The 14,686-nt window shown below is 55.9% G+C and carries 12 protein-coding genes and 1 pseudogene; 10 read left to right on the forward strand and 3 right to left on the reverse strand.

Annotated elements, in window-relative coordinates:
- Positions 1-145: 145 nt before the first annotated feature.
- Positions 146-802 (reverse strand): OmpA family protein, encoded by a 657-nt coding sequence (locus RHP75_RS16570; protein ID WP_311089163.1) that lies wholly within the window; start codon positions 800-802, stop codon positions 146-148.
- Positions 803-914: 112 nt separating this feature from the next.
- On the reverse strand, positions 915-1,559 hold the full coding sequence (locus tag RHP75_RS16575) for an MBL fold metallo-hydrolase (RefSeq protein WP_311089164.1): 645 nt from the start codon (positions 1,557-1,559) through the stop codon (positions 915-917).
- 198 nt (positions 1,560-1,757) lie between these two features.
- Between RHP75_RS16575 and hsdR the strand changes: the two genes are divergently transcribed.
- The 10 genes and pseudogenes from hsdR to RHP75_RS16625 all read left to right on the forward strand — a co-directional run bounded on the left by hsdR (position 1,758) and on the right by RHP75_RS16625 (position 13,481).
- Positions 1,758-4,121, forward strand: coding sequence for an EcoAI/FtnUII family type I restriction enzme subunit R (gene hsdR / locus RHP75_RS16580; RefSeq protein WP_311089165.1), 2,364 nt, complete (start codon positions 1,758-1,760; stop codon positions 4,119-4,121).
- Between the two features lie 107 nt (positions 4,122-4,228).
- Positions 4,229-5,692 (forward strand): annotated as a pseudogene (locus RHP75_RS16585) (N-6 DNA methylase); the annotation flags it as partial.
- 714 nt (positions 5,693-6,406) lie between these two features.
- Positions 6,407-6,592, forward strand: coding sequence for a restriction endonuclease subunit S (locus RHP75_RS16590; protein ID WP_311091968.1), 186 nt, complete (start codon positions 6,407-6,409; stop codon positions 6,590-6,592).
- Positions 6,593-6,602: 10 nt separating this feature from the next.
- On the forward strand, positions 6,603-8,504 hold the full coding sequence (locus RHP75_RS16595) for an AAA family ATPase (protein WP_311089166.1): 1,902 nt from the start codon (positions 6,603-6,605) through the stop codon (positions 8,502-8,504).
- A gap of 95 nt (positions 8,505-8,599) precedes the next feature.
- On the forward strand, positions 8,600-9,691 hold the full coding sequence (locus tag RHP75_RS16600) for an endonuclease NucS domain-containing protein (RefSeq protein WP_311089167.1): 1,092 nt from the start codon (positions 8,600-8,602) through the stop codon (positions 9,689-9,691).
- Between the two features lie 51 nt (positions 9,692-9,742).
- Positions 9,743-10,255 (forward strand): hypothetical protein, encoded by a 513-nt coding sequence (locus RHP75_RS16605; protein WP_311089168.1) that lies wholly within the window; start codon positions 9,743-9,745, stop codon positions 10,253-10,255.
- Positions 10,252-10,626 carry a hypothetical protein gene (locus RHP75_RS16610; RefSeq protein WP_311089169.1) on the forward strand — a complete coding sequence of 125 codons (375 nt, stop codon included), beginning with the start codon at positions 10,252-10,254 and terminating at the stop codon, positions 10,624-10,626. Before RHP75_RS16605 ends, RHP75_RS16610 begins: the two co-directional genes overlap by 4 nt.
- The gene (locus tag RHP75_RS16615) at positions 10,616-11,311 is read left to right on the forward strand and encodes a hypothetical protein (protein ID WP_311089170.1); all 696 of its coding nucleotides are present in this window, start codon (positions 10,616-10,618) and stop codon (positions 11,309-11,311) included. Before RHP75_RS16610 ends, RHP75_RS16615 begins: the two co-directional genes overlap by 11 nt.
- A 61-nt stretch (positions 11,312-11,372) precedes the next feature.
- Positions 11,373-11,762 (forward strand): hypothetical protein, encoded by a 390-nt coding sequence (locus RHP75_RS16620; protein WP_311089171.1) that lies wholly within the window; start codon positions 11,373-11,375, stop codon positions 11,760-11,762.
- A gap of 99 nt (positions 11,763-11,861) precedes the next feature.
- Positions 11,862-13,481, forward strand: a complete 1,620-nt coding sequence (locus tag RHP75_RS16625; protein WP_311089172.1) for an MBL fold metallo-hydrolase — start codon at positions 11,862-11,864, stop codon at positions 13,479-13,481.
- 96 nt (positions 13,482-13,577) lie between these two features.
- On the opposite strand, the gene RHP75_RS16630 is transcribed toward RHP75_RS16625, so the two are convergent.
- Positions 13,578-14,597 carry an AraC family transcriptional regulator gene (locus RHP75_RS16630; protein ID WP_311089173.1) on the reverse strand — a complete coding sequence of 340 codons (1,020 nt, stop codon included), beginning with the start codon at positions 14,595-14,597 and terminating at the stop codon, positions 13,578-13,580.
- Positions 14,598-14,686 lie beyond the last annotated feature (89 nt).

Raw genomic sequence — 14,686 nt, forward strand, 5'->3', positions numbered from 1 at the left:
GCGCAGTTTAGGCACTGCGGCAGCAGGGTTTAAATGAACCACTGCCAGCAGTCTAGTCACGATTTGAACGGCTGGCCGAGCCTGAATCGCAGGCACAAAAAAGCCGCGCACTCGACCGAGTGCACGGCTTTTTTACAGCCTGCAGTTACAGTGGACGCAGGTTGATTTCTACCCGGCGGTTCTGTGCGCGACCGGCTTCATTGGCATTGCTGGCTATCGGCTGATTCGGGCCGGCGCCATAAGACGACAACCGCGACGCCGCAACGCCATTGGCGCTCAGGTAAGAGGCGACGCTTTGCGCACGGCGGTTGGAGAGGTTCTGGTTCAACTCCAACGAGCCGGTGCTGTCGGTATGGCCGACGATGTCCACACCGTTCTTATCGAACTCCTTGAACACCGTAACCAGAGAATTGAGGGTTGGATAAAAGCTGCTGGAGATATCCGCCGAGTTGCTGGCGAAGGTGATATTGCCCGGCATGATCAGCTTCAAATCATCGCCATTGCGCTGCACTTGCACGCCAGTGCCCTGCAGGGTCTGGCGCAACTTGGCTTCCTGGGTGTCGACGTAATAGCCGTAGCCACCACCGGCCGCACCACCGACTGCAGCGCCGATCAAGGCACCTTTGCCGCGATCCTTCTTACTCGATGTGGCCGCACCAATCACCGCACCAGTCACTGCGCCAACACCACCATAGATGCCCGCTTTGCCTGCCTCGCGCTCACCGGTATAGGGGTTGGTGGTACAGCCGGCGAGTACGCCAAGACCGAGGGTAACAACAGCCAGATTTCGCCACAGCTTCATGCGTACTTCCTTTGAATATCGGATCGGGACAGGTTTGCACCTGGGTTTTCGAGCCCGATACGTAGCTAAAGTTCATTTTCAGGAGTGATTGAGCAGGCAGACACATGGCCTGCTAGGCGCGGACAAACGGGTTCTCGCGCATTTCATCACCCAGCCGCGTATCGGCGCCATGGCCGGTAACCACCGTGGCGTCTTCGTCCAGGCTGTACAGGCGCTGCTTGATCGAACGCTCAATGGTCGAGTAATCGCCGCCCCACAAATCAGTACGGCCGATACCTCGCTTGAACAGCGTGTCGCCAGCGATCAGCAGCTTGTCCTGGGGGAACCAGAAGCTCATCGAACCTGGCGTATGCCCCGGCGTGTGCAGCGCCACACCGCAACCGCAGGCTAACTCCTCATCATCACTCAACCACTGATCCGGTGCCGGCACCGGCGTGTAAGGCACGCCGAACATGCGGCACTGCATTTCCAGGTTGTCCCAGAGGAACTGATCCTCTTTATGCAGATGCAGGGTCGCCCCGGTCTTCTCCTTCATCTGCCCCGAGGCGAGAAAGTGATCCAGATGGGCGTGGGTATGAATGATGCTCACCACCTTCAGGCCATGAGCCTCAAGACGCGCCATGATCAGCTCGGGGTTACCACCCGGATCGACCACGATGGCCTTCTTGGTCACAGGGTCACCGATGATTGTGCAGTTGCACTGCAAAGGCCCGACCGGGAAGGTTTCGCGGATTAGCGCAGGCTGAGCGGTTTGCATACAGACTCCAACAGTTGAATGGCACGGGGGCGGCACACCCGCAACGTGCGCCAAGGGTGCCGCCAACAGGCCTTAGCTTCAATCCCTAGCATGCCCCGAGCCACAACCCAGCGCAAACAAGGTACATTTACGCCCATCGCGCACCATCAGCAGTGCCGGCATGGAGCGACCAGGTCGGCTTGAAAGGGAATTGGGGTTATGGACAAAAAGTCGCTTTCCGAACGGGACATTTGCAGCAAGTACATCGCCCCCGCTATCCAGCAAGCCGGCTGGGACATGCACAAGCAAGTGCTCGAAGAATTTGGCTTTACCAAAGGCCGCATCATCGTCCGCGGCAAGCTGCACAGCCGTGGCGAACACAAGCGCGCCGACTACGTCCTCAGCTACCAGAAGAACCTACCCATCGCCGTGATCGAGGCGAAGGACAACAAGCACTCCGTTGGTTCCGGCATGCAGCAAGCCTTGGGCTATGCCGAGGCGCTGGATGTGCCGTTCGTGTTCTCCAGCAATGGCGATGGTTTTCTATTCCATGACCGCAGTGGCACCGGTACCCAGGTCGAAACCGAACTGCGCCTCGACCAATTCCCCAGCCCGGATGAACTCTGGCAACGCTACTGCCAGTGGAAGGGGCTGGACGACCAAGCCCAGCACAAGGTTGCCGCGCCCTATTACGACGACGGCTCTGGGCGCACCCCGCGCTACTACCAGATGAACGCCATCAACCGCACGGTTGAGGCCGTGGCCCGTGGACAAGATCGCGTGCTGCTGGTGATGGCCACCGGCACTGGCAAAACCTACACCGCGTTCCAGATCATCTGGCGACTGTGGAAGTCCAAGCAGAAGAAACGCATCCTGTTTCTTGCCGACCGCAACATCCTGGTCGACCAGACCAAAAACAACGACTTCAAGCCGTTCGGCCAGGCGATGACCAAGATCGCCAAACGCCAGATCGATACCTCCTACGAGATTTACCTGTCGCTCTATCAGGCCGTCACCGGCGCTGAAGAAGAGATGAACGTCTACAAGCAATTCTCCCGCGACTTCTTTGACCTGATTGTCATCGACGAATGCCACCGTGGCAGCGCCGCCGAGGATTCCGCCTGGCGCGAGATTCTCGACTACTTCTCCAGCGCCACCCATGTCGGCCTCACCGCCACACCGAAGGAAACCAAAGAGGTGTCGAGCATCACCTACTTCGGTGAGCCGGTGTACAGCTACACCCTCAAGCAAGGCATCGAAGACGGCTTTCTCGCGCCCTACAAAGTGGTGCGCATTGATTTTGACAAAGACCTGCAGGGCTGGCGGCCGCCCAAAGGCATGCTCGACAAGAATGGCGAGCTGATCGAAGACCGCATCTACAACCTTAAAGACATGGATCGCACCCTGGTCATCGAGGCGCGCACCCAGCTGGTGGCACAGAAGGTCACAGAGTTCATTAAGGCCACCGACTCGTTCCAAAAAACCATCGTCTTCTGCGATGACATCAACCACGCCGAGCGCATGCGCCAAGCCCTGGTCAACCTAAATCCCGAACGTGTGGCCGAGAACCGCAAGTACATTATGCGTATCACCGGCGATGACCAGGAGGGCAAGGCCGAGCTGGATAACTTCATTAACCCGGAAGAGCGCTACCCGGTTATAGCTACCACCAGCAAGCTGATGACCACCGGCGTCGATGCACAGACCTGCAAGCTGATCGTGCTCGACCAGCACATCAAATCGATGACCGAGTTCAAGCAGATCATCGGTCGTGGCACGCGTATCAATGAGGATTACGGCAAGTACTGGTTCACCATCATGGACTTCAAAAAGGCCACCGAGCTGTTTGCCGACCCGGCCTTCGACGGTGACCCGGTAGTGGTCTACGCCCCCGAAGGCAGCGAGCCGCCCGTGCCGCCCGACGACTTACTGGAAGGCGATGGCATCAGCGCTGGCAGCGACGCCGAAGGTGATGACTTGGACTTTACCGGCGAGGACGGCGGCAAAAAACGCATCAAATACGTCATCGACAGCATCCCCATCTATGTCATCGCCGAGCGCGTGCAGTACTACGGCCCGGATGGTCGGCTGATCACCGAATCGCTGCACGACTACACCCGCGCCTGCGTGCAAAAACAGTTCGCCTCGCTGGATGACTTCCTGCGGCGCTGGAGCGATGCCGAGCAGAAGAAAGCCATCATCGACGAAATGGCCGCCCAGGGCGTGATGTGGGAAGCCCTGGCCGAAGAAGTGGAAAAGAAACAGGGCAAGCCCCTCGACCCGTTCGACCTGATTTGCCACGTCGCCTTTGACCAACCGCCGCTGTCGCGTAAAGAGCGCGCCGAGCAGGTGAAAAAGCGCAACTACTTCGCCAAATATTCCGGCGCAGCCCGCCAGGTGCTGGAGGCGCTGCTGGATAAATACGCCGACACCGGCATCGAGCATATCGAGGACTTCCAAATCCTCACAATTCCGCCATTCAAGGAAATGGGCTCAATCAAAGAGCTGGTCGATGTGTTTGGCGGCAAGCCCGCCTACAAAAAAGCCATCCATGAACTGGAAGACGCCCTTTACGCCAGCTAACCGGCCTCTTGTAGCTGGCGTAGGGTGGGCAACGGCGCAGCCTTGCCCACCTGATCCTCCAACATCATTACAATCCCCCGTTTTGCCGTACCTACCGAGAGTTCGTTATGTCCATCAGCAGCACCATCAAATCCATCCAGGACATCATGCGCAAAGACGTTGGCGTCGATGGCGACGCCCAGCGTATTGGCCAGTTGGTCTGGCTGCTGTTCCTCAAGATCTTCGATGACCGCGAGCAAGAGTGGGAGTTGATGGACGACAATTACCGCTCGCCTATTCCCGAGAGCTGCCGCTGGCGCACCTGGGCTGCCGACCCGGAAGGCATGACCGGCGATGCGCTGAAGGACTTTATCGATAACAACCTGTTCCCCCAGCTGCAAAACCTGCACGAGTACAGCAACACGCCGTCCGCCTTCGTGGTGCGTAGCGTGTTTGAAGACGCCTACAACTACATGAAGTCCGGCCAGCTGCTGCGCCAGGTGATCAACAAGATTCAGGAAGGCGTGGACTTCAACAAGGCCCAGGAACGCCACGAGTTCGGCAACCTTTACGAGCAACTGCTGCGCGACCTGCAAAACGCTGGCAATGCGGGCGAGTTCTACACCCCGCGCCCGGTCACCGAATTTATGGTGCGTATGGTCGATCCAAAATTGGACGAGAAGGTCATGGACCCGGCCTGCGGCACCGGCGGCTTTCTCACCTGCGCCATCGAGCATAAGCGCAGCCGCTATGTAAAAACCGCCGAGGACGAGCGTACCCTGCAAGCCAGCATCTTCGGCGTGGAGAAAAAACCGCTGCCGCACCTGTTGGCCACCACCAATATGATCCTGCACGGCATCGAGGTACCCAGCCAGATCCGCCACGACAACACCCTGAGCAAACCGCTGATCAGCTGGGGCCCGAGCGAGCGCGTGCACTGCATCGTCGCCAACCCGCCGTTCGGCGGCATGGAAGAAGACGGCATCGAAACCAACTTCCCCGCCACCTTCCGCACCCGGGAAACCGCCGACCTGTTTCTGGTGCTGATCATGCAGCTGCTTAAAGACGGTGGCCGCGCCGCCGTGGTGCTGCCCGATGGCTTTTTGTTTGGCGAAGGCATCAAGAGCCGCATCAAGGAAAAACTGCTCACCGAATGCAACCTGCACACCATCGTTCGCCTGCCCAACGGCGTGTTCAACCCCTACACCGGCATCAAAACCAACCTGCTGTTCTTCACCAAGGGCACGCCCACCAAACAGGTGTGGTTCTACGAACACCAGTACCCGGCTGGGGTAAAGAACTACTCGAAAACTCGCCCCATGTATGTCGAAGAATTCGCCGTGGAAGAAGCCTGGTGGGGCAACGAGGCCGATGGCTTTGCCGCAAGGGTGGAGAGCCAATTTGCCTGGAAGGTCAGCGTCGAAGAACTGCAGGCGTGTAACTGGAACCTGGACTGCAAAAACCCGCATATCGGCGAACAGATCAGTCACGACCCCGACAAACTGCTGCGTGACTACACCAAGCTACAAGGCGACATCAGCGAGCTACGTGAACAGCTCAAGGCCTTACTGGCCGAAGCCCTGGAGCGACAGACATTGGATAACCTGCCTCAAGCCAGCGACGCCACCAACTTCGCAGCGAACTGGCAGCGCCTAGCCGAAAATTTCCACACCCTGTTCACCACAGAATCCAGCATCGACGCTCTAACGAAGGGTCTGCTGCAACTGGCCGTGATGGGCAAACTAGTGCAGCAGGACCCAAAAGATGAGCCCGCCAGTGAGTTGCTAAGGCGGATTGCCTCGGATAAGTCGCGTTTGGTAGCTCAGGGTAAGGTCAAGAAGCAGAAGCCGTTGCCAGAGATTGGCGAAAAAGAAAAACCATTCGAACTACCGCAAAATTGGGAATGGAGCCGACTAGGTAGCCAGGTTATCGACAGTGGAGCAGGCTGGAGTCCAAGCTGTGAGTCGAGACCCAGAGAGGGCAACGAATGGGGAGTACTCAAGGTTAGTGCCGTGTCCTGGGGGACTTACAACCCCGAGGAAAACAAGGCGCTACCCGCAAATCTAGAAGCTCGCCCCGAGCACGAGGTTGCTGAGGGTGACTTTCTTGTCTCCCGCGCAAACACAGCAGCGCTTGTGGCACGGAGCGTCGTGGTAGAAACGACACCAAGCCGACTGATGCTAAGTGACAAGATCGTACGCCTCAAATTGACCGACTGGTGTAATCGGCGCTATGTAAATCTAGTCAACAGTGCACCACATGCACGCCAGTACTACGCGCAGGTAGCCGGCGGTACCAGCAGTTCCATGAAAAATGTGTCGCGCGAGCAGATCCTGAACTTGCCAATTGCACTCCCTCCGCTCGCAGAACAACACCGTATCGTTGCAAAGTTCGATCAGCTAATACACCTGTGTAACACCCTCAAGCAAAAAATAACTGCAGCCAACTGCAAGCAGGCCGAGCTGCTCAGCGCCTTAATGGCTGAGGTATAGGAAACTCACCATGCGCCTGAAGTCACTCTCGATCAGTCATTACAAAAATCTTAAGAATTTCGACATAAGCTTTGATGGTAGTAGTTTCATAGATGTATTTGTCGGAAAAAACGGCAGTGGAAAGTCAAACCTATTCGAAGCCCTGTTAGAAATATTCCGTCATCTCTACGAATACGGCAGGGAAAAAATAGAGCCTAAATTCGACTATTTCATAGAGTACGAAGTTAACGGAATAGCCACAGAGATTACTTGGGAAGCAGGTAGACTGACCATTAACGGCCGAGAACGCACAACCATCGGAGAAACACTGCTACCAGACAATGTATTGATCTACTATTCCGGTCATAACGACATCGTTGCTGGAGTAGTAAATGACTACGAAGACGCTTTCAGAAAGCGCATCAAAAACGCTGAATTTAATGAAAGTCGCCGTTTTATCGGTATAGGCCCTGAATACAAAGCTCTCCTGCTGGCGGTGCTGCTGATGCAGAAATCAGACAACAAAGCTCAGCAATTCATCTGCAACAAGCTCGGCATAGCCACACTCGGAATCACGAAACCCGGGGGGCGGGGACTTACTCAACCCGTAGTCAGACTTGAACTCAAGCGCCCCGTCTACGCGAAGGGCATCAGCTATAACATTGAAAACAATGATGAGAGTGACCGGTACTGGAAACCGGCAGGCATTACCAAAACGTTCCTTGATCGTTTAACTAAGTGCATCAGTCAAGAACCTAGCGATATGGCGTTAGCCGAAGGCTATTTCTCCTCGGACGATCGCTACACTCTATATTTCGACATTGCCAAGATTCAACGGGAATTTGTCGACGTTAGCGCTCAGGAATTTTTCCGCCAGCTCGACAATCTGAAAACACTTGGAATGCTGGCGGACATTGCAATACCACTCCAACTCAACAGCGGTCTGGATGCGAGCATCGCTAACTTCAGTGACGGTCAGTTTCAGTCGGTCTATATCTATTCCATCGTCGAATTGTTCAAAGACCGAAACTGCCTCACCTTATTAGATGAGCCTGATTCGTTTCTACATCCTGAATGGCAGTTCGAGTTTCTGAAGCAAGTTCTAGAAATCACTGATACTGCGGCTAAAAACAGCCATTTATTAATGAGCAGCCATAGTGCTTCGACTATCACGACCGCAAACGAGAATATTATAAATCTATTCGAGCTTGACGGCGACAAGGTAGTAGTCAACAAAGTAAACAAGGCAGATGTCATAAAGTCACTCTCCGCCGGTCTCATTTCCTTCTCTGAGAGCGAGGCTCGACTTAATATTCATCATGCTCTGAAAAGTACCACCGGCGCAGTCTTGTTTACAGAGGGCATAACTGATGAAATGATTCTGGAAATCGCATGGATGAAGCTGTACCCAACACAGAAGTGCAGCTTTGTAGTTCAGAATGCTTTCGACAGAATATTTCTGAGAAATTTATTTTCGCGCGAAGAGCTTGAAAAAAATTTCCCCGGCCGAATCATGTTCGCTCTTTTCGACTTTGATGAGGCTTTTGATGACTGGAATGGTCTCAAGAAGGAATGCGACCTAATTACTGACCCCTACAAAGGCTTGTCAAAGCAACTCAAGTGTAAATCTCATTATGCTTTGCTGTTACCAGTACCTGACATTGAGATACTGAAACGGCAAGTTCTCGACCCCAAAGGAAAACCGTGGGGCAAAGGTGTGGACTCCCACTTATCCATTGAGTTACTTTTTTACAAAGAAGACTTACTCAATCAATGGTTTCATAAGAAATCAACGTCAGGGGGCGGCGAGATAATTGAATTCATTGGTGACAAGGTATTTTTTGCCAAAAATATCGTACCTACATTGGATGCTGACTGCTTCGAACCATTCCGTCCGATTTTTGAGTTCATCCAGTCTAAATGTGAAATTTAGATAGTTTTCGGAGCTTTTTTGCTATTCCGGACTACTAACTACGCCGTTTGTATAACAGCAAACAGCTCTGACCTCTCCGCTCCGGGACATGAGAAATGCCAATCAAAACAGAAGTCTGGAGTGTTGGGCTAACGCCGGCACTATTACAGGAGACTATTCTGCCCAGCGAGCAGTTGCTGGAAGACATGATCGTCAGCGCGCCACGGCTATTGTCGGAAGAGTGGATGCTGATCGGCCGCCAGGAAAGCACCGGACTGGGTGGGCGGATCGATCTGCTGGCCATCGCCCCGGATGCCTCCCTGGTGCTGATCGAACTCAAGCGCGACCGCACCCCGCGTGATGTGGTGGCGCAGGCGCTGGACTATGCCTCGTGGGTGGAGAAACTGGCCGCCGAGGATATTGCTGCCATCTACAAACGCTACCGCCAGAACGCCGACTTGGCGGCTGACTTTAAGGCCTACTTCGGCCTACCGCTGGATGAAGAGGCGCTCAACCAGAGCCACCAGATCATCATCGTTGCGTCCGGGCTGGATGCCAGCACCGAGCGCATCGTCGCGTACCTCAGCGAGCGCGATATCGCCATCAACGTGCTGTGCTTTCAGGTGTTCCAGCAGGACGCGCAACAGCTGATCAGCCGCTCCTGGCTGCTCGACCCGGTGGCAACCCAGGCCAATGCCAGCAACACCCGCAGCGACGGCCCGAGTGAGCCGTGGAATGGTGAGTTCTATTGCTCGTTTGGCCACAGTTCGACGCGCTCCTGGCTGGATGCGCAAGCCTTGGGTTTTATCTGCGGCGGTGGCGGCACCTGGTACAGCAACAGCCTGAAGATGCTCGCCCCCGGCGACCGGGTGTGGGTCAACATTCCGCAGCAAGGCTACGTCGGCGTCGGCCGCGTCACCGGGCGGGCCACGGCGGCGGCAGACTTCACCGTGATCCACAACGGCGTCGATACTCCGGTGCTGCAAGCCGCCACACGCGGCACCTACCACGCCGAACACCGCGACGACCCAACGCTGTGCGAATACTTCGTGGCGGTGGAGTGGCTGCAAACCGTGCCGGTTGAACAAGCCATCAAAGAAGTCGGTCTGTTCGGCAACCAAAACACCGTCTGCCGCCCCACTACGCCCAAGTGGCGCTGGACAATTGAACGGCTGAAAGCGCGCTTGCCGCACTTCGATAAAACCTAATACGCACGCCTGCGTACTGCATAAAAGATTGACTGGAAAGGATGCCTGACTGTGGCTAAGCCCCCTGTTTCATTACTCGTAATCCTTGATTCCGGCCTGACGTACGGGCTGCAAAAACTGCTGTTGTTCTCACTGGCCTCGCTCTTGCCCATGTTGGGCGTGATTGGACTTTTCTTCACCTACCAAAGCTGCTTCGAGCACGGCCGGGGAATACTGGAGTTGTCGCGCTTTGAAATCATCGCTTTTGTACTGTTGATCGTTCTAGAGCGGCGCTTCACTTACTACTGTCGGCTCTTTGGCTACAGCTTCTGGCAGGGATTGGTCAGGCTGCTCAGCGTGTTGGGCGTTGCCTCATTAATCGTCGGCGTAGGTGCTTTGCTGCATGGGCGTTTTACGCTGCTGATTGAGCCGATCTTGCTGCAGCCACTCTGGCTGGGCACCTACCTACTGGCCTTGTACCTGTGCGCCCCTGCCGCACTTATCGACCATACGGCGCAAAACAGTCCTCGCGCCGATGCTGTTGAACCTACGTTGAATACACCTGACATGGAGTCCAAGTCGTGATGCTGCGCTATCTATCCCTCCTCTTTTTGCTACCCGCTTGCGCCCTGGCCAGGTCATCTGAACCGGAGTCAGTCAAGCTTGTTAACGCCTGCAATGAACTCGTGGCGATGTACGAGCGCGATGGCCAGGAGAACAAGCTGGTCAGCTGGTTTGGTTCGGTTTCTGAGGGGATGCAGGCGGGCTACTGCCGGGGCGTTATTGTTGAGTACCGGCGCAATGATGAATTACGAGCGGTAGCGCAATGGTCAAGCCATCAGCGCTGCAATCAGCCGGACTGGTTCAGCCAAGCGCAGCAGGTTGCCAATTACTCGACAGACTCTGTCAGCCAACATTCTGTTGAGCGTTTACTGGAGGCATCCTGTGGCCGCTGAACGCTGGGTAACACTGCAACAAGCCGTTGGCGACCCGCTTGGCATCCCTCTAGCTAAGCACCCTACATTGCGTAATGCGGTCAATACGTTGGTCAAGGTGTTGGCGACGGCGCAGTTGATTACGCTGCAGCAGGAACGCTTTGAATACAGTTCCAGCGAGAAAAAGCGGTTGAGCCTTAACGCTGCGGATCGCACATGTCTGGTAAACGCGGTATTGCTGCAAGGGGTGTTCGCCGAGCCGAAGGTCGTGCTCAAGCTGTTCACCGATGCCGCAATACGGGCCAGCTATGCCGCTTGGGCTAAGACGCTGTTGATCGACCAACAGAGCCAAGCCGGCCAAGGATTCATCCCTTCTCAGCTGACCGGTTTCCTGGAAATGCTGGCGGGGGGCTGCGATCTGCAAAGCGAGCCGCTGCCCAACCCGTTTGCCGACACATTGCCACAAATGGGTATTGGCCCCGCTCACTGTACAAGCCTTCTGCACTTGGCGGCTGTTCAGGCGGCGGCTCTGTCTCAGGGGTACATCATGATGGCGTACTACTTGAACGGTGATATCGAAAAGGCCTACCAGACGGCCTTAGAGATCAAGGGCGATACCCCCGCACTTGAGCAATATCGTGATCTGATTATTCGCGACTATCGCGATTCAAAAGCCGTGAAAGCGCTGCTTGAAGATTGGCGATAAACGGTCTTTTGTGTGGAATCCACACATCGAAACTGGCTCCGTCATCACAGAGGAGCCAGTCATGACAAACCTTCAACCACTTCCCTTCGATCCCGCTGTCGAGCAATTGGATCTATTTGCTCTGCACTTCGCCCCCCAGGCGCAATGCCTGGACTGGGCCAATGCCGAGCTGGAGTACCGGCGCTTTCTTAACCTGAAGAAGTGCTACCCCAATCAACTGCTGATACCTTCTGGTGCAGCCTGGCAGTTGTGGCAAGCGCATATTCTGGATACCCGTCGTTACCGCAGCGATTGCGAGCGCGTGTTTAACCGCTTTATCGACCACCTTCCCTACCTCGGCCATGACAGTGCGGCTGACCGGCGCGAAAGGCATTTCGCCGAACAGCTGTATCAGGGGCTGTATGCCCGGCACTACCCCTCGGCGGCCAGTGCATTGGCCTTGAGCGACTGAGCCTCATCACGCTTCGCCACATCTAAAAAACTTAATTCAGACAGCTCGGCTGAGCGCCCAAGAGCAGCGCCGGCTGTCGCCCCAAGAAAGGAAATAGTCATGTTGAAAATCAAATTTGTTGGCGCAATCGAAGGTGTCAGTGGCTCGTGCACGTGGCTGCATCACACCGACTCTGACACGCAGTTTCTGGTGGATTGCGGTATGCACCAAGGCGATGAGCGCGAGGAATGGGCTAATAGCCAAGCGTTTCCCTTCCAGGCTGCGCGCCTCAAATATGTACTGCTCACGCATGCACACATCGATCACTGTGGCCTGCTGCCCCGGCTAGTACGTGAAGGGTTTACCGGTTTGGTTTACGCCACCCGTGCAACCCGTGAACTTACCGAACTGATGCTGCTGGACGCAGCACGGGTGAGCGGCATGTTTTCTGAACACGAGGTAAAGCAGATTCGTTGGAGCGTTCTGGATGACGACCTCGGTTTCAAGTGGGGTCGCAGCATCCGCTTGGCCGAAGGGATCTGGATGGCCTACCTGCGCAGCAGCCACATCCTGGGTGCCTGTTTGATCAGTATTGGCTGGAAGGTGGATAGCAGTAATCGCTCAATCTGCTTCAGCGGTGACGTGGGTTGCCAGACGGATGAGAACGCCTATCTACCGCTGATGAAAAGCGGCCAACATCCGTTTGCCGATACGGACTACATCGTTGTTGAGTCCACTTACGGCGGCCGTGTGCGGGCACAAGAGCATCAGGATTATGAGCTGCGCTTGGCTCGATTGGCTGAGGTGATCTCCCACACCTTGTTCGTTAAGGGCGGTAAGGTTTTGATGCCGGCCTTCTCGCTGCACCGTACTCAGGAGTTACTGATGGACGTCCTGCACTGGATGAAAGTTAGCCTGCCAGCCAGCAAACACGCACTGGGGCATGGCCGCAATGATCGACCAGTAACTGCCAATGTTCATGCGCCGCTGGGCCATGCGGTGACTCAGGTGTATGCAAAACACCTGTGCAGCACGTCACCTAACGGCAAGTTCAAATACCTGAATGCTGAACTGTGTGAGTCGCTGGCTATGCACGCCGATGAGATTCAAGCCATGTTGCAGCGCCTGGCCGAGCACGGCCGCTTCAAAGCATGCGACGGTGGCTATCTGAGCATGACAAAGCCCAAGCAGCCCTCCAACAGTGAGGCCGATATCGTCATCGCCAGCGCCGGCATGTGCGACAACGGCCCAGTGGTTAAATACCTAGAGCGCTGGGGTGACGATTCACGCAACACTGTGATTATTACGGGCTACCAGTCTGCTGGCAGCAAAGGTGCCGAGCTGATGCAGCGTGCTACAGCATTCCCAGCCCCAATAAATAGCCTGTCACCTGACCAAGCAGAGGTGATTGATATGTCGCCGTATTACTCAGCCCATGCCGATCAACAGATGCTGCTGGATTTCCTGTTCCGTACCGATGGCTTTGGCTGCAACAAGCCTGCGACGCTACTCATCAACCACGGCAACCCGGCAAGCAAGTACGAACTACGCAAAGCCGTGCAGATGCGCTCGGACAGCCGAAAGGAAAATGATCGCCAAATCAAAGAAGTGAGAATCGCTGATGCCCGCTGGCTGAACTTGGATACTGGCGAAGAGATTGAGTACAGCCACACAGAGCAGGCACTGCTTAGTGAACTTGAGGCTTTGCGGCGGCAGATTGAGCTACTAACGGATAGCTAAGTAATCAGAAAACAGCACATCTGAAACTCCCAAGAAAAGCTACGACAGGCCCTGAGCGGTGGCCTGTCGTATGGGGGATGTTGCATTCCCATGCGCCTATTCCTCAGCGCGGTAATCGCTGGGCAGTTTACCCGTCCATTTCTTGAACGCACGGCGAAAATTCGACGGGTCGCTGAAGCCCAGCAGGTAGGCGATTTCGTAGAGCGGCAGGTGGGTGGTGGTGAGGTATTGCAGGGCTAGGCTCTTGCGTACTTCATCGAGTACCTGCTGGTAGCTGGTGCCCATGCTGGACAGGTGTCGGCGCAGGCTGCGGCCACTGGTGTGCAGGGCTTCGGCGGCGCTGGCAAGGTCGGGAAAATCACCGGGCCGCGCCAGCAGTAAGCGACGCACACGGGTCAGCAGCCCGTCTTGTACATCCAGGCTGGCCAGCAGGGCTTCGCATTGCTGCTCGCACATCTGCACCGTGGCCGGGTTGGCCAAGGCCATGGGTCGGTCCAGATAGCTGATTGGCATGCTCAGGCGGTGGTAAGGCTGCTCAAACGCCACCGGTACGCCAAACAGGCGCTCGTAGCGCTCGGCATAATGCGGCGCGGCATGGGCAAAGCCCACCTCTACATCCTGCAAGCGCTCGCCCACCAGAAACCGCGCAATGGTGTAGAGGCTGGTCAGCAAACCTTCTGCGGCAAAACGACTGAGTGGGCCCAGCGGCATGGTTTCGCTGGCGCGCAGTTCGATCCGCGCGCCCAGCTCGACCATTTCCAGTTCGTAGGTCAGGCCCAGTACGCGGTAATACTTGAGGGCGAACTGCATGGCCTTGCCCAGGTTGGCGCTGGACAGCACCGCATAACCGAGGATGCCGTGGGTCGAAACATTCAGCCGTTGCCCGAGCAGCAAGCCCAGCGCCGGCTCGTCACACAAGCGCAATGCGCTGCTAGTGAGCTGGGTGAAATCAATAAAGGACAACCGCCCCTGCGGATTGCCCAGCACTTCGGGGCGCACCCGCGCCTCGGCAAATAGCTGCGCGCGCGGTACGCCCAGCTCCTCGACCAGGTCGAGCAAGGCAGCGGCGTAGGCAACAGGAACCAGTTCTGCAGAGAAATTCAGTGATGGCTTCATGGTTTTCTTATTATCTGGCCAGATATGACCACCGACAGCGACGATAACCCTGTTCGACAAAAGCCGACAAGGGCCGCCCTGCGGCACAG

Source organism: Pseudomonas sp. SG20056 (assembly GCF_031764535.1).
Lineage (GTDB): Bacteria > Pseudomonadota > Gammaproteobacteria > Pseudomonadales > Pseudomonadaceae > Aquipseudomonas.

Coding starts and splice junctions, on each gene's coding strand:
- RHP75_RS16570 (WP_311089163.1), bottom strand. CDS start 802: ATGAAGCTGTGGCGAAATCTGGCTGTTGTTACCCTCGGTCTTGGCGTA.
- RHP75_RS16575 (WP_311089164.1), bottom strand. CDS start 1,559: ATGCAAACCGCTCAGCCTGCGCTAATCCGCGAAACCTTCCCGGTCGGG.
- hsdR (WP_311089165.1), top strand. CDS start 1,758: ATGGACAAAAAGTCGCTTTCCGAACGGGACATTTGCAGCAAGTACATC.
- RHP75_RS16590 (WP_311091968.1), top strand. CDS start 6,407: ATGAAAAATGTGTCGCGCGAGCAGATCCTGAACTTGCCAATTGCACTC.
- RHP75_RS16595 (WP_311089166.1), top strand. CDS start 6,603: ATGCGCCTGAAGTCACTCTCGATCAGTCATTACAAAAATCTTAAGAAT.
- RHP75_RS16600 (WP_311089167.1), top strand. CDS start 8,600: ATGCCAATCAAAACAGAAGTCTGGAGTGTTGGGCTAACGCCGGCACTA.
- RHP75_RS16620 (WP_311089171.1), top strand. CDS start 11,373: ATGACAAACCTTCAACCACTTCCCTTCGATCCCGCTGTCGAGCAATTG.
- RHP75_RS16625 (WP_311089172.1), top strand. CDS start 11,862: ATGTTGAAAATCAAATTTGTTGGCGCAATCGAAGGTGTCAGTGGCTCG.
- RHP75_RS16630 (WP_311089173.1), bottom strand. CDS start 14,597: ATGAAGCCATCACTGAATTTCTCTGCAGAACTGGTTCCTGTTGCCTAC.